Source organism: Nocardia canadensis (genome assembly GCF_032656385.1).
GTDB lineage: Bacteria > Actinomycetota > Actinomycetes > Mycobacteriales > Mycobacteriaceae > Nocardia > Nocardia canadensis.
On sequence record NZ_JAVCWB010000001.1, the window covers coordinates 169,153 to 187,524 of the forward strand.

The 18,372-nt window shown below is 69.9% G+C and carries 15 protein-coding genes; 9 read left to right on the plus strand and 6 right to left on the minus strand.

The window, feature by feature from the left end; translation table 11 throughout:
• Window positions 1-8 precede the first annotated feature (8 nt).
• The 5 genes from Q7X29_RS00780 to Q7X29_RS00800 all read left to right on the plus strand — a co-directional run bounded on the left by Q7X29_RS00780 (window position 9) and on the right by Q7X29_RS00800 (window position 5,439).
• The gene (locus Q7X29_RS00780; protein WP_218718583.1) at window positions 9-986 is read left to right on the plus strand and encodes a carbohydrate ABC transporter permease; all 978 of its coding nucleotides are present in this window, start codon (window positions 9-11) and stop codon (window positions 984-986) included.
• Entirely contained in the window at window positions 986-1,885 is a 900-nt protein-coding gene (locus Q7X29_RS00785; RefSeq protein ID WP_394358645.1) for a carbohydrate ABC transporter permease, read from the plus strand. The genes Q7X29_RS00780 and Q7X29_RS00785 overlap by 1 nt, the downstream gene beginning before the upstream one ends.
• Window positions 1,886-2,012: 127 nt before the next feature.
• Window positions 2,013-4,340: a transglycosylase domain-containing protein gene (locus Q7X29_RS00790; protein WP_316573037.1), complete on the plus strand. Its 2,328-nt coding sequence runs from the start codon at window positions 2,013-2,015 to the stop codon at window positions 4,338-4,340.
• 203 nt (window positions 4,341-4,543) lie between these two features.
• A complete protein-coding gene (locus Q7X29_RS00795) occupies window positions 4,544-5,005 on the plus strand; it encodes a GyrI-like domain-containing protein (protein ID WP_218718586.1) in 462 nt (153 codons plus the stop codon).
• Window positions 5,006-5,007: 2 nt separating this feature from the next.
• Window positions 5,008-5,439 (plus strand): GyrI-like domain-containing protein, encoded by a 432-nt coding sequence (locus tag Q7X29_RS00800; RefSeq protein ID WP_218718587.1) that lies wholly within the window; start codon window positions 5,008-5,010, stop codon window positions 5,437-5,439.
• 218 nt (window positions 5,440-5,657) lie between these two features.
• Here the strand turns inward: Q7X29_RS00800 and Q7X29_RS00805 are convergent, their stop codons facing one another.
• The 4 genes from Q7X29_RS00805 to Q7X29_RS00820 all read right to left on the minus strand — a co-directional run bounded on the left by Q7X29_RS00805 (window position 5,658) and on the right by Q7X29_RS00820 (window position 9,342).
• Complete coding sequence (locus tag Q7X29_RS00805) at window positions 5,658-6,767, minus strand: inositol-3-phosphate synthase (RefSeq protein WP_218718588.1); 1,110 nt, start codon at window positions 6,765-6,767, stop codon at window positions 5,658-5,660.
• Entirely contained in the window at window positions 6,760-7,317 is a 558-nt protein-coding gene (locus Q7X29_RS00810) for a PadR family transcriptional regulator (protein ID WP_189031469.1), read from the minus strand. Before Q7X29_RS00810 ends, Q7X29_RS00805 begins: the two co-directional genes overlap by 8 nt.
• A 152-nt stretch (window positions 7,318-7,469) precedes the next feature.
• Window positions 7,470-8,261 carry a DUF1707 SHOCT-like domain-containing protein gene (locus tag Q7X29_RS00815; RefSeq protein ID WP_316573038.1) on the minus strand — a complete coding sequence of 264 codons (792 nt, stop codon included), beginning with the start codon at window positions 8,259-8,261 and terminating at the stop codon, window positions 7,470-7,472.
• Between the two features lie 7 nt (window positions 8,262-8,268).
• Window positions 8,269-9,342: a DUF1707 SHOCT-like domain-containing protein gene (locus Q7X29_RS00820; protein ID WP_218718590.1), complete on the minus strand. Its 1,074-nt coding sequence runs from the start codon at window positions 9,340-9,342 to the stop codon at window positions 8,269-8,271.
• A 72-nt stretch (window positions 9,343-9,414) separates the two neighbouring features.
• On the opposite strand from Q7X29_RS00820, the gene Q7X29_RS00825 reads away from it, so the two are divergent.
• From Q7X29_RS00825 to Q7X29_RS00835, 3 genes are all read left to right on the plus strand, one after another.
• Window positions 9,415-9,885, plus strand: a complete 471-nt coding sequence (locus Q7X29_RS00825) for a DUF5318 domain-containing protein (protein WP_394358646.1) — start codon at window positions 9,415-9,417, stop codon at window positions 9,883-9,885.
• A gap of 823 nt (window positions 9,886-10,708) precedes the next feature.
• A complete protein-coding gene (locus Q7X29_RS00830; RefSeq protein WP_316573231.1) occupies window positions 10,709-12,913 on the plus strand; it encodes a transglycosylase domain-containing protein in 2,205 nt (734 codons plus the stop codon).
• Window positions 12,914-12,984: 71 nt separating this feature from the next.
• Window positions 12,985-14,664 (plus strand): glycosyltransferase family 87 protein, encoded by a 1,680-nt coding sequence (locus Q7X29_RS00835; protein ID WP_218715857.1) that lies wholly within the window; start codon window positions 12,985-12,987, stop codon window positions 14,662-14,664.
• A gap of 4 nt (window positions 14,665-14,668) precedes the next feature.
• Here Q7X29_RS00835 and Q7X29_RS00840 read toward each other — a convergent pair whose 3' ends face one another.
• Both Q7X29_RS00840 and Q7X29_RS00845 read right to left on the minus strand, forming a co-directional pair.
• Complete coding sequence (locus Q7X29_RS00840) at window positions 14,669-16,195, minus strand: TerD family protein (RefSeq protein ID WP_316573040.1); 1,527 nt, start codon at window positions 16,193-16,195, stop codon at window positions 14,669-14,671.
• 30 nt (window positions 16,196-16,225) lie between these two features.
• Window positions 16,226-17,581, minus strand: a complete 1,356-nt coding sequence (locus Q7X29_RS00845) for a TerD family protein (RefSeq protein ID WP_316573041.1) — start codon at window positions 17,579-17,581, stop codon at window positions 16,226-16,228.
• A gap of 167 nt (window positions 17,582-17,748) precedes the next feature.
• On the opposite strand from Q7X29_RS00845, the gene Q7X29_RS00850 reads away from it, so the two are divergent.
• A complete protein-coding gene (locus Q7X29_RS00850) occupies window positions 17,749-18,372 on the plus strand; it encodes an AIM24 family protein (protein ID WP_218718412.1) in 624 nt (207 codons plus the stop codon).

An 18,372-nucleotide genomic window follows, 5' to 3' on the forward strand; every position in this document is an offset into this window, starting at 1 on the left:
TAGTAACGGTGTCGGATCCTTCGGGAGCCAAGCAGCGCGGGCTAGCGCTGGAACTGCGACAATCCGGCAAGGCGTGGCTGTTCGTCACGCCAGTGCTCGTCGCGCTGGCCGTGGTCATCGGGTATCCGGTGGTCCAGGCGATCATCATGTCCTTCCAGAAGGACTCCGGGATCGACCCGGCCACCGGCATGTTCGTCGAGGGCGGCGGCGCCGGGCTGAGCAACTACACGCACTGGCTGCTGCAGCAGTGCAACACGCTCGGCGGCGTCGTCGCCTGCCCGACGGGCACGCTCGGCTCCCAGTTCTGGTCGGCGGTCGGGGTCACCCTGTTCTTCACGGTGGTGACCGTGTCGCTGGAAGCGGTGCTCGGCCTCGGCATGGCCGTGGTGATGGGCAAGACCTTCCGCGGCCGGGCCCTGCTGCGCGCCGCGGTGCTGATCCCGTGGGCGATCCCCACCGCCGTCACCGCGCGGCTGTGGGAGTTCATGTTCCAGTACGACGGCGTGGTGAACCGGGTGCTCGGCACCCACATCCTGTGGACCTCCGACGTCTGGGCGTCGCGGTTCGCGGTCATCGCCGCCGACGTGTGGAAGACGACCCCGTTCATGGCGCTGCTGATTCTGGCGGGCCTGCAGGTGATTCCGGCCGACGTGTACGAGGCGGCCAAGGTCGACGGCGCGTCGGCGTGGCAGCGGTTCGTGCACATCACGCTGCCGCTGCTCAAGCCCGCGCTGCTGGTCGCGGTGCTGTTCCGCACCATGGACGCGCTGCGCATGTACGACCTGCCCGCGATCATGACGCTGGGCAACCCGTCGACGAACACCCTGTCGATCCTGGTGGTCGAGCAGGTGCGCCAAGGTCCCAACAGCGCCGCCGCGCTCTCGACGATCACCTTCCTGCTCGTCTTCGCTATCGCGTTCGTGCTGGTGAAGGTGCTGGGCGCCAACGCCGTTCGCACGCAGGAAGAACAGCGGAAGGCGAACTGATGAGCATCTCGATCACGAAAGAGGCGCCCGTCGAGCGCGCGGAGGCGCCGGTGCAGCCGGTGTCGTGGCGCAAGCGGATCGGCACCGTGCGGATGTACCTCGGCGTGCTGATCGTGCTGGTGTGGGGGCTCGGCCCGTTCTACTGGATGACGGTCGTGGCGTTCCGCGACCAGGCCTACACCTTCGACAGCACCCCGTGGCCGACCCACGTGACGCTGGACAACTTCCGCAACGCCTTCGACACCAGTCGCGGCAACAACTTCGGGCAGGCGCTGCTCAACAGCGTGATCATCGGCGCCGCCACCACCGCGGTGGCGCTGCTGCTCGGCGTGCTGGCCGCCTACGCGCTGGCCCGGATGGCGTTCGCGGGCAAGTACCTGGTCTCGGGGCTGATCCTGTCGGCCTCGATGTTCCCGGCCGTGGTGCTGGTGACGCCGCTGTTCCAACTGTTCACCGATCTGGGCTGGATCGGCCACTACCAGGCGATGATCATCCCGAACATCTCCTTCGTGCTGCCGATGACGGTTTACATCCTGGCGTCGTTCTTCGCCGAGCTGCCCTGGGAGCTCGAGGAAGCCGCGCGCATCGACGGCGCTACCAAGTTCCAGGCGTTCCGGCTGATCATGCTGCCGCTGGCGGCGCCCGCGGTGTTCACCACGGCGATCCTGGCGTTCATCGCCTCGATCAACGAGTACCTGCTGGCCCGGCTGCTGTCGGGTGAGAAGACGCGGCCGGTGACGGTGGCGATCGCCCAGTTCTCCGGCAACGATCCGCTGGTGCAGCCGTACGCGGCGATCATGGCGGCGGGCGTGATCGTCACGGTGCCGCTGGTGATCATGGTCCTGGTGTTCCAGCGCCGGATCATCTCCGGTCTGACCGCCGGTGGCGTGAAGAGCTGATCGGTGCGGGGCGGCGCGTTCGCCGCCCCCACGCGCTCCTCCCGGGTTCCACGACGCCCGGCGGGTAGAGTCTTGCTATCGATGGCACGTCGGTACAGGTGAGTTCTTCCCCTCGCTCCGGAAGGAGATGGTCGTGGCCTCCGAGGGTGGGCGCAGGCGTTCCGGTGGGGACGCGCCGTATACCTCGATCGCCGGTTTCAAGGACCCGCTCGGCCGTGATCAACCGCCGCGCAAGGGCGCGGCGCGACGGGCCCAGGCCGCCCGGCTGGCCGCCGACGGTGACGGTGACGAACCCCGCGCGCCACGTACCAGAGGACAGAAGATCCGGCGGCTGATCCTGGCGCTGTTCGTGATCTTCGTCTGCGTGCCCGCGCTGCTGTTCTTCGCGATCTACTGGAGTTCGGAGATTCCCGAGCCCGCCGAGGTCGCGGTCGAACAGCCGGCCACCGTGCTGGCCGCCGACGGCGCCACCGTGCTGACGAAATTCATCCCGCCGCAAGGCAATCGGATTCCGATCCCGCTGACCGAGGTGCCGATGCCGGTCCGCGACGCCGTACTGGCCGCCGAGGACCGCAATTTCTACACCAACCCCGGCTACTCGACGAGCGGGTTCCTGCGCGCGGCCCGCGACAACCTGCTCGGCCACGACAACGCCGGCGGCGGGTCGACCATCACCCAGCAGTACGTGAAGAACGCCTTCCTCAGCTCCGAGCGCACCGTCACTCGCAAGATGCGCGAGCTGATCATCGCGGCGAAGATGTCGCGGCAGTGGAGCAAGGACGAGATCCTCGCGGCCTATCTGAACACCATCTACTACGGGCGCGGCGCCTACGGCATCGCCGCGGCGTCGAAGGCCTACTTCGACAAGCCGGTACCCGAGTTGACCCTGGCCGAGGGCGCCGTGCTGGCCGCGGTGATCCGCTCGCCGTCGGTGCTCGATCCGGAGAACCACCTCGACCAGTTGAAGGCACGCTGGCAGTACGTGCTCGACGGCATGGTCGAGATGAAGGTGCTCGCGCCCGGCGAGCGCGACGCGACGGTGTTCCCGGCGATCATCCCGCTGCCCGAGATCCCGGCCGAACCGGTGGCGCTCGGGCCGGAGGGACACATCCGCACTCAGGTGATGCGCGAGCTGCGCGCGGCGGGCCTGACCGACGCCGACATCAACACCGGCGCATTGCAGATCACCACCACCATCGACCCCGTGGCGCAGGCGGGCGCCGTCGACACCGTGCGGCAGCGGCTCGAATGGCAGCCGCCGGAATTGCGCGCCGCCGTCGTCTCGATCGACCCGCGCAGCGGCGCCGTGCGCGCCTACTACGGCGGCGAGACCGGCACGGGCTTCGACTTCGCCCAGGCGCCGTTGCAGACCGGGTCGTCGTTCAAGGTGTTCGCGCTCGTCGCGGCACAGCGCCAGGGCATCCCGCCGACCAGGGCGATCGACAGCTCTCCCGTCGTCGACCGCGGCACCACGATCACCAACGCCGACGGCGACTCGTGCGGCCGCTGCGCGCTCACCGAAGCGCTCAAACGCTCACTGAACACCAGCTTCTACCGGCTCACCATGACGATGGCCGACGGCCCGCGCTCGATCGCCGAGGCCGCCCACCTGGCGGGCATCCCCGAGCGCATTCCCGGCCTCGACGTCGAAACCCTCACCGAGGCGGGCGAAGCGCCGCTCAACGGGATCGTGCTCGGTCAGTATCTGGTGCGTCCCTTGGACATGGCCTCGGCGTACGCGACGCTGGCGGCGTCGGGCGTCTATCACCAGCCGTATTTCGTGCAGCGGGTCGTCACCGGCGACGGGCGGGTGCTGATCGATCGCGGCGCACCGGAAAACCGGGTGGGCAAACAACTTCCGGAGCCCGAGCAGCGGATCACCGCGGCCATCGCCGACGCCACCACCCAGGCGATGACGCCGATCGCCAACTACTCCAACGGACACGGGCTGGCCGAGGGCAGGCCCTCGGCGGCCAAGACCGGCACCACCCAGCTCGGCGAGACGAAGGACAACAAGGACGCCTGGATGATCGGCTACACGCCGTCGCTGTCCACGGCGGTGTGGGTGGGCACCGAACAGCCGCAGCCGCTGCGCAGCGGGCGCGGCGGCGCGATCTGGGGATCCGGTCTGCCCTCGGACATCTGGAAGCAGGTGATGGACACCGCGCTGGCGGGCACGCCGATCGAGCAGTTCCCCACACCCGCGATGACCGGCGGCGGCGGGCTGATTCCGGGACCGGCGCCCGCGCCGGCGGCGCCGGGCGGCAGCAGCCCCTACGACATCCTCAACCCGCCGACGAACGCGCCGCGCAGTCCGGCGCCGGAGCTCATCACTCCGCCGTCCTCGACCGGCACCCCGCGCAACCCGGCGCCGGTGATCATCATCCCGCCCGCGCCGCGCCCGGCCACCCCGGGCGAATTGTTCCCCGGACTGGGCGGTGACGGCGGTCGATAGATCACGGATTGGCCACCCGGACCCCACACCCCGACGGACGTGGCAACATCGTTGGCCAGAGCGCGAACCAGCCCGACCAGTCGGCACCGCCGGTTTGCCGCGACGCGACGGCGCGTCGAACGATCCCGGCGCAAAACCTGTCATATCGATGCGGGAAGATATGCGCTCGAGCGACGACGAGACTAGACATAGGGGCTACGCAGGTGGATTTCAATGTCGTTGACCGTCCCGAGACGCTGATCGCGGGCACAGTGCTCCGCAGTCCGGCGCTCGCCGTGGAGGGGCCACGCCGCGCGAAGGTGGTGGAGGCGTGGCAGCACCTGCTGGCGAGACCGCAGTTACCGGGACCGATCGCGACGGGGTACGTCGATTTCGCGTCGGAAATCAATTCCTACCTGACCCATATCGTCGGCTACGAATGCAAGACCCTCGCCGATCTCCAGGTCGGTGACGTGCTCGCCCGCATCCCGGCGGGCCGCTACGCCCTCTTCTCCGCCACCGGCGACAACCGCGGCGACACCATCGTCGCGCTGTGGCGCCAGATCTGGGACGCCGAGGCCGCCGGGGAGTTCGAGCGCGCCTACGCGGGCGACTACGAGCAGTATCCGGACGAGCGCACGGTCGAGATCTACGTCTCGCTGACCGCGGAGCAGGGGGACGAGTAGCCATGACCGTCGATTTCGAGATCGTCACCCTGGAAGACGGGCTGATCGCGGGACTCACCGTGCCGCTGGCCGGTCGCGAGGTGACCGCGCGCGACCTGGACCTGGTGAACTTCACCTGGGACCGGTACCTGTCCAGGGAGAAGACGGTCCCCCGCGCCGCGGCCTATATCGGCCAGAACGATCACGCCGTGGCCGTGCTGGGCTACGAGGTCGCCGGGCTCGACGACATCGACGAAGGCGACGTACTCACCCGCATCCCCGCGGGCCGCTACGCCAAGTTCGTCGTCTCCGACAAGCCCTACGACCTCCTGCGCACAGCGTGGGCCCAGGTCATCAAGGCGGAGAACGCGGGCACCATCACCCGCTCGCACACCGCCGAACTCGAGCGCTACACCGGCCCGACGAGCGTCGAGGTCTACGTCTCGCTCGATTGACATATGACTAAGGCCGGGTCACAGGGAAAACACCCTGTGAACCGGCCTTAGTCATCGAGCAACCAGCCACGACCCGACCTCGAGGAGGGTCCGCCGCGCAGCGGCGGTCGCGGCCGTCCCGCCGATCAGGCGCCGGTGCGCAGGCGACGAAGGAGCAAGCACCGGTGCCTGATCGGCGGGACAGAAGGGGCCGCGACTCGAGCGCGCCAGCGCTCCAACTACTCCGCGCCGATGATGAACGCCTCGAGCTGGGTGCGCGCGACGTCGTCGGCGATCTGCTCCGGCGGGGACTTCATCAGGTAGGCCGAAGCCGGGATGACGGGTCCGCCGATGCCGCGGTCCTTGGCGATCTTGGCGGCGCGCACCGCGTCGATGATGATGCCCGCCGAGTTCGGCGAGTCCCACACCTCGAGCTTGTACTCCAGGTTCAGCGGGGCGTCACCGAAGGCGCGGCCCTCGAGGCGGACGTAGGCCCACTTGCGGTCGTCGAGCCACTCCACGTAGTCCGAGGGACCGATGTGGACGTTGCGGTCGTGGACCTTGCCCGCGAGCGAACCGGTGAGGTTCGAGGTCACGGCCTGGGTCTTGGAGACCTTCTTCGACTCCAGCCGATCACGCTCGAGCATGTTCTTGAAGTCCATGTTGCCGCCGACGTTGAGCTGGTAGGTGCGGTCGAGCACCACGCCGCGGTCCTCGAACAGCTTGGCCATCACGCGGTGGGTGATGGTCGCGCCGACCTGGGACTTGATGTCGTCACCGACGATCGGGACACCGGCGTCGACGAACTTCTGCGCCCAGACCGGGTCGGAGGCGATGAACACCGGCAGCGCGTTGACGAAGGCGACGTTCGCGTCGATGGCGCACTGGGCGTAGAACTTGTCGGCCTCTTCCGAGCCGACCGGCAGGTAGGACACCAGCACGTCGACCTGGGCGTCCTTGAGCGCCTGCACGACGTCGACGGCCGGGGCCTCGGACTGCTCGATGGTCATCGCGTAGTACTTGCCGATGCCGTCGAGGGTCGGGCCACGCTGGACGCTGACGCCGGTGGGCGGCACGTCGGAGATCTTGATGGTGTTGTTCTCGCTGGCGAAGATCGCCTCGGCCAGGTCGAAGCCGACCTTCTTGGCGTCGACGTCGAACGCGGCAACGAACTTCACGTCCTTGACGTGATAGGGACCGAACTTGACGTGCATGAGCCCGGGAACGGTGGCGTTCTCATCGGCGTCCTTGTAGTACTGCACGCCCTGCACCAGCGACGATGCGCAGTTGCCCACACCGACGATCGCGACGCGAACCTCGCCGGACCCAACCTTGTTGACATCACTCATGGCCGCTCTTTCCCTCTTTCTGTGGTGCCGCCTTCGTCGATTGCTCCGCCGCAATCAACTCGTTGAGCCAGCGCACTTCGCGCTCGCTTGATTCCAATCCGAGCTGGTGGAGCTGACGGGTGTAGCGATCCAGCGAGCCGCTGGCCTTCTTGATCGCCTCCCGCAGTCCCTCTCGGCGCTCCTCGACCTGACGCCGCCGACCCTCCAGGATCCGCATCCTCGCCTCGGCGGGGGTGCGGCTGAAGAAGGCCAGGTGAACGCCGAAGCCGTCATCGGTGTAGTTCTGCGGACCGGTGTCGGCGAGGAGTTCGTTGAAACGTTCCCGCCCGACCGGCGTCAGCCGGTAGACGCGGCGCGCTCGGCGCGCGATCGCGCCCTCCGGAAGCTCCTCGGCGATCAACCCGTCGGTCTGCATCCTGCGCAGGGTCGGGTAGAGCGAACCGTAGGAGAAGGCCCGGAACGCTCCGAGCAGGCCCGTCAGCCGCTTGCGCAGCTCGTAACCGTGCATGGGCGCGTCCAGGAGCAGGCCGAGAATCGCCAATTCGAGCACTCGCCGACCTCACTCCCTGACTATGTCGGCCTGACAGGCCGAGCGGACCTAACCGATGGATGCGAGTTCCAACTATATCGGAGCGATATAACAAGGCATAGCGCAATGACGCACATCACTGCGTCAGCGCTGGTGAGACGGCCTGCTCGGGGCTAGGCGGGGTACACGGCGATGGGCTCGCCGTTGAGCCGGATCTTCAGATAGCCGCTCTGTTCGGCCTCGTTCTTGACGTAGATGCTGATCTCCGGCTCGGCGTCCTTGCCGCCGCCGGGTGGGTACCTGACCAGCACGTGCGAGACCCAGCCGTTGGGGACCCGGGTGGTCTGGGAGGCGCCCGACATCAGCCGGGCGTAACGGGCGATGTCGACGCCGGCCAGGTCGAACGACTTGGTGTCGGGCGGGCGGCTGCCCTGTGAACCCCACGCCTTGAAGTCGCCGTGATACTGCAGCTCGTCCTGCTTGCCCGGTCGCCCGGAATCCCGTTCGACCAGGGCGTACTCGGGGTACAACGTCAGCTCGTCGGCGACGGTGCTGCCGTATTCGGTGCGGTAGGCGGCGAGGAAGTGCGCGAATCCGTTGCCGGTGGTGAGGTCGGGCAGCGGGTCGCCGAAGGCGGCCTCGCCCGCGGTGCGGCCGATCAGGCCCGCGCCCGCACCGAGCAGCGCGGCCAGCACCACCGCGCCGACCGGGATCCACCAGCGCCGGGGTGCGCGCGGCACGCCCCTGGCGACCGGGGTCGCGGCCAGGCTGCCCGGTACCTGCAGGTCGTCGACGAGCCGGTCGAGGGCGCCGAAGGTCTCGGCCCGCATCGCGGTCGCGGTGCGCTTGTCGTGTTCGGTGGCGGTCAGCTGGCCGTCGGCCAGGGCGGCGTCGAGCAGGGCGCACACGTCGGCGCGGTCGGCATCGCGGGCCCGCAGGTTCTTCGCGGGAGACGGGGTCTTCATTGCTCGGTCATCCTTTGTACGGGTAGGTCGCGAGTACTTCGCCCGACAGCGCGAGGACGAAATGCCCCGACTGGGCGACCTCGTTGCGCACGAAGATCGTGATCCCCGGCCGTCCCACCCAGCTGTCGTTCGCGATCCGGAAGTGGGTGACCGCGCCGTTGGGCACCTGGACGGTGGCGGCCGCGTTCGTCAGCGCCGCGCCGAGGGCCTCGGCGTTCACCTGGGCCAGATCGATGTCGAGCGCGTCGCGTTTGCGGGTGCTGACCTGCGAATTCGACCGGGCGAAGCCGCCACGGTAGGTGTAGTCGGCGGTCCAGTCGGCGTTGCCGGGCGCGCGCCGCACGGCCGAGGCGTGCTCCTCGTGCAGGACGGCCTCGTCGACCAGGGTGTCACCGAACTTGACCCGGTAGTCGTCGCGGAACTGGACGAACCCGACGAGGGTGGTGAGCGTCGGCGTGGGGATCACCAGGGGTGGTGCGGCGTTGTAGTTGATCGCCTCCGCCGCGACCACCGCGGGCGCCGGTTCGTCCGGGCGCACCGTCCACACGAAGCAGCCGATCCCCACCACCGCGACCGCCGCGATCGTGGCGATGCGGAAGGTGTTGCGCGCCTTCGGCTTCACCGGCGCCACCGGGCGCTGCTGCAATTCGGCAACCAGGGTGGACAGATCACCCAGAGTGCGTGCTTCCGAGGCCAATTCGGTGAGCGCGGCGTGCTCGTCGGCAGCGAGCTGGCCGTCGGCCCGCGCCGCGTCCAGGGCCGCGGTCGTGCGGGCCCGGTCGGCGTCGCGGGCTCTGGTCCGGGCGGGGTACTCACCGGAGTGCCTGCGGCCGAAACGCTTCCGCTCGATCGCGCCCTGACCACCGAAGACAGCGGGTGATTGCAGGTCGGCGGTCAGCCTTTCCAGCTCCCCGAGGGTCCGCGCCGACGCGGCGCGAGCCGTGCGGTCGTGGTACTCCTGCGCGCCCAACTGGCCCTCGGCGTAGGCCGCGTCAAGCACGGTCGACACCTGCGCGCGATCGATATCACGCGCCCTCGTCACGGAATCGGCGGCGCTGCGCGCCTGCCTGGAATCAGCCATCGTTCTGGCTCGCCTCACCTGCGGAAATACCCGGGCCGACCCCGGTATCGGGAGTTTACGACGAGACCACCGATGCAGCGGTGCCACCGGCACCGCAAATCAATCCCGGCTACTCTGGTGATCGTGCGAATTCAGCGGCAGGTAGTCGACTATGCGCTCCGGCGCAGGTCGCTGCTGGCTGACGTCTACGCGGGCCGGGTCGGCGTCGCCGAGGTGTGCGACGCGAATCCGTACCTGCTCCGGGCCGCCAAGTTCCACGGCCGGGGTAGCGAGGTGACCTGCCCGATCTGCCGGAAAGAGCAGCTGACCTTGGTGTCATGGGTGTACGGCGACGGACTCGGCCAGGCGGCCGGCTCCGCGCGGACGCCCGAGGAGCTGATCCGGATGGCAGAGTCGAGCGAGGAGTTCTCGGTGCATGTCGTCGAGGTGTGCCGCTCGTGCAGCTGGAACCACCTGGTGCAGTCGTATGTGCTCGGTTCGGCGCCCGCGCCGGCCCCGCGCCGGACGAGTTCGCGAGCGGGGCGGCGCTCTGCTGCCGAGTAATGGGGCTGCCGAGCAATGGGCCGCCGAATGACAGGCCGCCGGGCGACGGCGGCCACCGCTTGATGCGCCACAGTTCGGGGTGCAAGGTATCCGCGCCGGTTCTCCGGCGCGGATGTCGTGTGCCGGTTGAACCTTACGAGTTATGGAGATCTGGTCAGTGAGTTCGCCCTACGAGTCCTCCCCCTTCGGCGATGATCCGCACGGCGGCCGTCCGGCTCGGGGTTCGCAGCCGGGTCTCCCTCCCCAGCCGGGTGACCGGCCGGGTCCGCCGCCGCGCCGGCCGATGCCGCCCGCCGGGCCGGGCCCCCAGAACGGACGCGGACCGGCCCCGGGTGGGCGTGGTCCGCAGGGCGGACCGCCACCGAATCGACAGGCGCCGCCGCCGGGCGGCATGCCGCCGCGTCGTCCCGGACCGCCGCCGCAGCGACCGCCGGGTCCGCAGGGCGGACCGAACCAGGGCGGACCGAACCAGGGCAGGCCGCCGCAGGGCAGGCCCCCGCAGCCGGGTCGGCCCGTCGGCCCGCCCGCGGCGGGCGCCACCCAGAAGCTGCCGCGCCCCGGACGCGACGAGTCGACCGCGCGGGCGAGTCATCCCGACGGCGGCAGGCCCGTCCGTGACGACCTGAACCGAAGCACCCGCTCCGGTGGATCGGCCGTGACCGCGCGTCCCGGCGCAGGTCCGGGCCGCCGTCCCGGTGGGCCGACCACCGGCGAACGCCGAGCCACCGGCACCGGCGGCACCCCGCCGCCGAGTGGGCCACGTAACCGCCGCGATGGTGGCGGGGGCGACGACGGCTCCGGTAAGGGTGGTTCGGTGAGGAAAATGCCGTGGCGGGCCATTCGCCGGACCATGTACGTGCTGATGGCGCTCGCCATCGTCGTACCGAGCGCGGTGTTCCTCGTCGCCTACACGGCGGTCTCGGTGCCCAAGCCGGGCGATCTGGAGACCAACCAGGTCGCGATGATCTACGCCAACGACGGCACCACCGAGATCAGCAAGGTGGTCCCGCCACAGGGCAACCGCACCGAGGTCTCGATCGATCAGATCCCGCCGCACGTGCGCAATGCCGTGATCGCGGCCGAGGACCGCGACTTCTACACCAACCCGGGTTTCTCGGTGTCGGGCTTCGCCCGCGCCGCGCGCGACAACATCCTCGGCAAGGAAAGCGCCGGTGGTGGCTCCACGATCACCCAGCAGTACGTGAAGAACGCGCTGGTCGGTGACGAGCGGTCGATGACCCGAAAGATGCACGAGCTGGTCATCTCGGCCAAGATGGCCCGGCAGTGGAGCAAGGAAGACATCCTCGCCGCCTACCTGAACACCATCTACTTCGGCCGTGGCGCGTACGGCATCGACGCGGCGTCGAAGGCCTACTTCGGCAAGCCGGTGCAGGAGCTGACCGTGGCCGAGGGCGCCGTGCTGGCCGCGACCATCCAGCTGCCCTCGCTGCTCGATCCGGAGAAGAACCCCGAGGGCGCCAAGACCCGCTGGAACTACGTGCTCGACGGCATGGTCAGCGGCAACAACCTGCCCGCGGCCGAGCGCGCCTCGATGCAGTACCCGCAGGTGGTCGCGCTGGCCTCGCTCAACGACAGCAACCAGGACGAGGGTCCCGGCGGTCTGGTGAAGAACCAGGTGCTCAAGGAGCTGTCGGCAGCGGGCATCAGCGAGCAGCAGCTCAACACCGAGGGCCTGCAGATCACGACGACGATCGACCCCAAGGCGCAGGAGGCCGCGGTCAACGCCGCGCAGTCCAAGCTGCAGGGCGAGCCGGAGAACCTGCGGACCGCGGTCGTCTCGATCGACCCGCGCACCGGCGCGGTCCGCGCCTACTACGGCGGTGAGGACGGCCAGGGCTTCGACTTCGCCAACGCCGGTCTGCCGACGGGCTCCTCGTTCAAGGTGATCGGCCTGGCCGCGAACCTCGAGATGGGCATCCCGCTCTCGCAGCTGTACGACAGCTCGCCGATCACCGTCAACGGCATCCAGATCGGCAACGTCGAGGGCGAGTCCTGCGGCATGTGCACCATCGCCGAGGCGCTCAAGCGCTCGCTGAACACCAGCTTCTACCGGATGCAGCTGGACATGCAGAACGGTCCGCAGAAGATCGCGGACATGGGCCACAAGCTCGGCATCCCCGAGGAACTGCCCGGCATCGGCAAGACCCTGACCGAGCCCAACGGCGCCGGTCCGAACAACGGCATCGTGCTGGGCCAGTACCAGTCGCGTCCGCTGGACATGGCCTCGGCCTACGCCACGCTGGCGGCCTCGGGCATGTACCACGCGCCGCACTTCGTGCAGCGGGTCGTGACCGCCGACGGTCAGGTGCTGCTCGATCGCGGCGAGCCCGCGGGTGAGCAGCGGGTGAGCGCGGCGGTGGCCGACAACGTCACCGCGGCGATGAAGCCGATCGCGGCGTACTCGCGCAACCACAACCTGGCGGGCGGGCGCGAGTCGGCCTCCAAGACCGGTACCCACCAGCTCGGCGACACCGGCAACAACCGCGACGCCTGGATGGTCGGCTACACCCCGTCGCTGTCGACCGCGGTCTGGGTCGGCACCGAGCAGGGCGATCCGCTGCGCAACTACGGTGGCGGCAGCATCTACGGTTCCGGTCTGCCCTCCGACATCTGGAAGGCGACGATGGACGGCGCGCTGGCCGGCACACCGAACGAGTCGTTCCCCAAGCCCGCCCCGATCAAGGGCCAGGCGGGCGTGCCGGAATGGTCGGCGCCCTACACCGCCCCGTCGACCACCGCGCCGACGATCGCCCCGCCGGTGATCGTGCCGTCGCAGGTCGAGATCCTGCCCGGCATCCGGATCCCGGTGCCCGGCGTGCAGCAGCCCGCCGGCCAGCAGCCCTCGCAGCAGACGCCGGAGACGACCACCGGCCCGCTGCCGGGTCAGCCGACCGCCCCGGCGGACGGCTCCCCGCCGACCAACGGCAACGGCAACAGCACCCGGCCGGGTGCGGGCGCGAACGGCACCGAGGGCGGCGGAGGCACCACGCCGACCAGATCCCGGTAGCCTCGGATGTCGTGACCGATCAGCAACTCGCGGACCAGCCGGCGTCGAGTGGTACCCGGCCGGGCCGCGAAGTGCAGTACGTCGCGCCCGCCCAGCTGGCCCCCGACCTGCGCTCGATCGACGCGCGAGACCGGCCCAGCCGCAACGATTCGCTGACCGCGCAGCTGTCGACCGTGATCGGCGGACCGGTCGGCGATCACGCGCTGATCGGCCGGGTGCGGTTCTGGACGCCGCTGCGGGTGATGTTCGCCTTCACCGTGGTGTTCCTCGCGCTCGGCTGGACGGCGAAGGCGGGCTGCATCCAGCAGACCTCCGACGGCGCGGGCGGGCTGATGCTCGACTGGAACAACGGCCGTCAGTACGTGGCCATGTGCTACTCGGACACGGTGCCGCTCTACGGCGCCGAACGACTCAACGAGGGCGCGTTCCCGTACAAGAAGTCCTGGACCGAGTCGACGCCCGACGGCGGCACCGAGACCAGATACATGGAGTATCCGGTCCTTTCGGGCCTCTACCAGTATGTCGCCATGCAGCTCGGCAACGTGTGGGACCACCTGCCGCTGCCCGGCGCGCTGTCGGTGGTGGTGTATTTCAACGTCGTCGCGCTCGGTCTGTCGGTGGGCTGGCTGATCACCGTCTGGGCGTCGTCGCGACTAGCCGGGCGGCGGGTCTGGGACGCGGCGCTGATCGCGGTGTCGCCGTTGGTGATCGTGCACGCGTTCACCAACTTCGACGCGCTGGCAACGGCTTTCGCGGCCACCGGCCTGCTGGCCTGGGCTCGGCGCAAGCCGGTGCTGGCCGGCGTGCTGCTCGGTCTCGGCGGCGCCGCGAAACTGTATCCGCTGCTGCTGCTCGGCCCGATCCTGGTGCTGTGCCTGCGCGCCGACCCGATGCAGCGCCAGCCCGCCGCGCGCGCGGGTCTGCGGCTGCGTGATGTCGACAGCATCGACAGCGCGCGGACCTGGATCCGCGAGACACCGGCCCGCACCCATCTGTTCGCGCTGCGCCCGCTCGGCGCGGCCGTGCTCGCCATCCTCGCCGCGGCGGGCACCTGGATCGCGGTGAACCTGCCGATCGCCGTGCTGTACCCGGACGGCTGGCGAGAGTTCTTCCGGCTCAACACCACCCGGCACGCCGACCCGGATTCGATCTACAACGTGATCACCTCCTTCACCGGCTGGGGCGGGTTCGACGGCGAGCTCGCGCACGGACAGCCGCCGACGGTGCTGAACACGGTCTCGCTGCTGCTGTTCCTGCTCGCCTGCGCTGGCATCGCCTATCTGGCGCTGACCGCGGCCCGCCGCCCGCGCGTGGCGCAGCTGTGCTTCCTGGTCGTGGCCGCGTTCCTGCTGACGAACAAGGTGTGGAGCCCCCAGTACTCGCTGTGGCTGGTGCCGCTGGCCGTGCTCGCGCTGCCGCATCGGCGAATCCTGCTGGCCTGGATGACGATCGACGCGCTCGTCTGGGTGCCCCGGATGTACTACTACCTCGGCGAGGACGCCAAGGGCCTGCCCGAGCAGTGGTTCACCGGCACCGTGGTGCTGCGCGATCTGGCCGTCCTCGGCCTGTGCGCGCTGATCGTGCACGAGATCCTGCGCCCGCAGGACGATCTGGTGCGCCGCGACTTCGTCGACGATCCGGCGGGCGGGGTCCTGGACCGCGCCCCCGACCCGTTGCTGCCGTGGCTGCCGGAGTTCCTGCGCCCCCGGCAGGCGTGCACCAGCTCGCGCCCCGCCGCGATGGTCGAATGACCGGCTACATCCGCAGGTAGCGGGCCTGGAGCTCGGGTTCGGCCGGGAGCATGTCGAGGTCGAGTTCCCAGGCGTTGCCGGTCCACGGATCGAACAGCGGGGTGCCGGGGACCGTGGGCAGGTGCCTGCACGACTGCGACAGCAGCGACAGCGGTCCGTCACCGAAGTCGATGCCGCCGCTGCCGACGATCACCAGCGACAGCCCGATCAGGTCGCCGCGCACCATCAGCTGACCTAGGCGCACCACGTCGGCGGCCTGGTAACCGTGCGGGAAGTCGGCCGCGACGAGAATCCGGTGCTCGGCGGGCGGCACGGCTTGCCCACTGTTGTAGGCGATGTCGGCCAGCTCGGCCGCGTGCGCGAGTTCACCGAGACGCGCGGGGATATCGGCGTGATCGGCGATCACCGGCCCGGCGAGCAGCGGCGTGAGCGGGGCGGCGAGCCCGCGCAGACCGCCGGAGAGATCGATCAGGTCGACGCGGGTCGGCTTGTCCGGCAGCGCCGCGACCAGCCGGGCCACCAGGGCGCCGACCACCCGGGACGCGGCGGCGCTGGACTCGGTGTCGACCCACAGCGGCCGATTCAGCGGCACCGGAACGCAATACGGCACGCGCAGCGCACCGCGATCGAGGGCGTACAGCTCGCCGAGCCGGATGCCGTCGCTGCGTACGGCTTTCGTGGTCCAGGCCGGGGCCAGCCAGGACGCCAGCGCGGCCGGCATCACCGCGTCGGCCTCGGCGATCTCGCGACCGAGCTGGTCGCTGTCGCGCCGATGGTTGCCGTCGGCGACGCCGACCAGCTCGTCGTGGCGGCGCTGCGCGGCGGCGCGCGCGGCGTCGGCCGCCGGGGTGTTGCGAGTGGCCGGATTCGACACCGCTTCGGACAGTTCCTGATCCAGCCGATTCGCGGCGTAGTCGCGGGCCGAGAGCAGGGCGGCCGCCGAGCGGGCCGCGTCCTCGAAGATCATCCACATCCGCTGCAGGCCGTGATCGACCTCCAGCGGAACGCCGGGCGCCGCGGTGGTGGCGGGCCGCTCGACCGTCTCGGTCGGCGCGGTCGCTCGCGGTGTCGCCGGGGCGGGCACGCCGTGCGCGGGCAGCAGCTGCGCCGCGCCGCCGTCGTAGCCCTGTCCCAGTGCGCGCAGCTTCCAGCCGCCACCGCGCCGGTACACCTCGAGGCAGATCAGCGCGCTCTCCCCCGCGGTCGGCGCGACCATGAATTCCGCGGTGGGCGAGCCGTTCTCGGCCAGCGTCGCGGTGACGTCGCCGAGCACGTGCCCGGCGGTGACGTAGAGCAGCACGGCGTTCGCGTCCGACCTGACCTGCGCCAGTGCGATGTCCACCGCGCCACCGGCGAAGGTGACGCCGGGAGCCGCGGGCCGCGACGCGCACACATGATCGTGCTCGTCGCGCACCCGCAGATTCTCGTCCACCACCAGCGCGCCGAGTTCGACGGTACCGGCGGTCTGTGCGGTGAAGCGCACGATGCCGGCGGACAGTGCGGTGTTCTGGCCCGCCTTCAGGTGAATCACGTCGTCATGCCTGCTCTGTGTCGTCCTGCCTTAGTCGCTGCCGAGGAACCGGCCCAGCTGGGGCACGGCCTCGCCGGGATGCTTGGCCTGGAAGCCCTCGCCCAGCGCCTGCATCTTCCAGTCGGCGCCGACCCGGTACACCTTGGCCATCGCCATCGCCGTGAACGGCATGCCACCCGCGAGGGTGTAGCGGGCCAGCTCGCCGTTGTTGGCGCCATCGATCAAGCGGCAGAAAGCGTTCTGCACCTGCTCGAAGGTGTGGCCCTTGTACGAGGTGACGATGAACAGCAGCGTGGAGATGTGCGCGGGGATCCGGGTGAGGTCGACCAGGATCATCTCGTCGTCGCCTTCGCCCTCACCGGTGAGGTTGTCACCCTGGTGGCGGACCGAACCGTCCTTGGACGACAGCTGGCCGTAGTAGGCGACGTCGACGAGGTTGTTGTCGGCGAACAGGCACACCGAGGCGTCGAGGTCGATGTCGACGGTGCGGTTGCCGAACATGCCGCGGGTGCGCACCGGGTCCCAGCCCAGGCCCATCTTGACGAAGGTGAGCGCGGCGCCGCCGTCCTTGCGGAGCGTGACGCGCTGCCCCTTCTGCAGGCTGACCGGGCGATCCTTGCTCAGGCTGATCTCACCGGCGGGCTGCGGCGGCGCGGCCTGCGCCGGCGGCGGGTAACCGGGGCCGGGGCCGGCCGGCGGCGGGTATCCCGCGCCGGGCGGCTGCTGCGCCGGGCCGGGCGGGGGCGGGTAGCCACCACCGGGTGGCGCGTAGACGGGGGCCTGCTGCGGCGGGTAGCTCGGCGCGGCCTGCGCGGGGTAGGCGGGCGGCGGCGGGGCCTGCTGCGGGACGGCCTGCTGCGGCGCGGCGGCGGGCGCGGGCGAATCATCCACCTGCACACCGTGATCGGTGACCAGCGCGGCGAAGCCCCCGGCGTAGCCCTGGCCGACGGCGCGGACCTTCCAGCCGCCCTGACGGCGGTACAGCTCCAGCGCGATCACGATCGACTCGGCGTCGAGCCCGTCGATCCGGTACTCGAACAGCTGGTTACCGGCGGCGTCGGAGACGATCGCGGTGGGCGGGGCGAACCGGCCGAAGTTGCTGTTGGCGTCGTCGAGGGTGATGACGGCGCGGATCTGGTCGATGTCGGCGGGCACCGCGGGCAGCGAAACCGCAAGGGAGGCCGCCTGACCCGCCGGACCGGGGCGCAGATCGACGCCAGGTCCACTCGGCTGGTTGTAGAAGACGAAGTCGGCATCCGTGCGGACCTTGCCCTGCTCGGTCACGAGCAGCGCGGACAGATCGGCCGGTGCCGTGAGCTGGAGCGAGATCACCACGTCACTGACGGCCAGTGGACCGTTCTGGCCCTTGGCGAGTGTTGCAGACAAGTTCGACCCTTCGCTTGTCGGTGCGGTCGTCTGCCACTCTACGAGAAAGCGGCGACGAGCGTCCGCGCTCCGCAGCCACGGCGCGCGGCCGATCGATCGGTTAGGGTGTCCACGCAGTACGTATCGGGCATTCCACCCGCCTGTCCAGAGGGGACTCCAGGGCCGTCATGGCGCAGCTGTTCGAACAATCGAAGAAGGTGATCGAGGCCCACCTCGCGGGGACGAGTATCCGCGCGATCTCCGGCTCGATGGTCGCCTACGAAGGCAATGTGCAGTTCAAATCGGCCGGATTCGGCGGCGGCGAGGGCGTGCTGTCGGGCCTCAAGCGCCGCGCCACCGGCGAGAAGCTGTCGCTGATGGAATGCACCGGCAACGGCCGCGTCTTCTTCGCGGTGAACGGCCAGAACGTCACCGTGGTCGATCTCGACAACGACACCCTGCAGGTCGAGTCGCAGCAGTTGCTCGCCTTCGCGGGCAATCTGCGCACCGATGTGCGCTTCGCCGGGGTCGGCGGGATGTCGGCGGGCAGCGGCCTGTTCACCACCACCGTCAGCGGGCAGGGCCAGGTGGCGCTGCTGTCGGCCGGCGGTCCGCTGATCCATCTGGAAGTCTCGCCGCAGTACCCGCTGATCGTGGACCCGGACGCGTTCGTCGCGGCCCGCGGCAACCTCAACCAGTCCTTCGTCACCGATGTCTCCTGGCGCACCATGGTCGGCCAGGACGCGGGTGAGGCCTTCTCGCTGCGGTGGGACGGCCAGGGTGTCGTGCTGATCCAGCCGGCGGAACGGTAG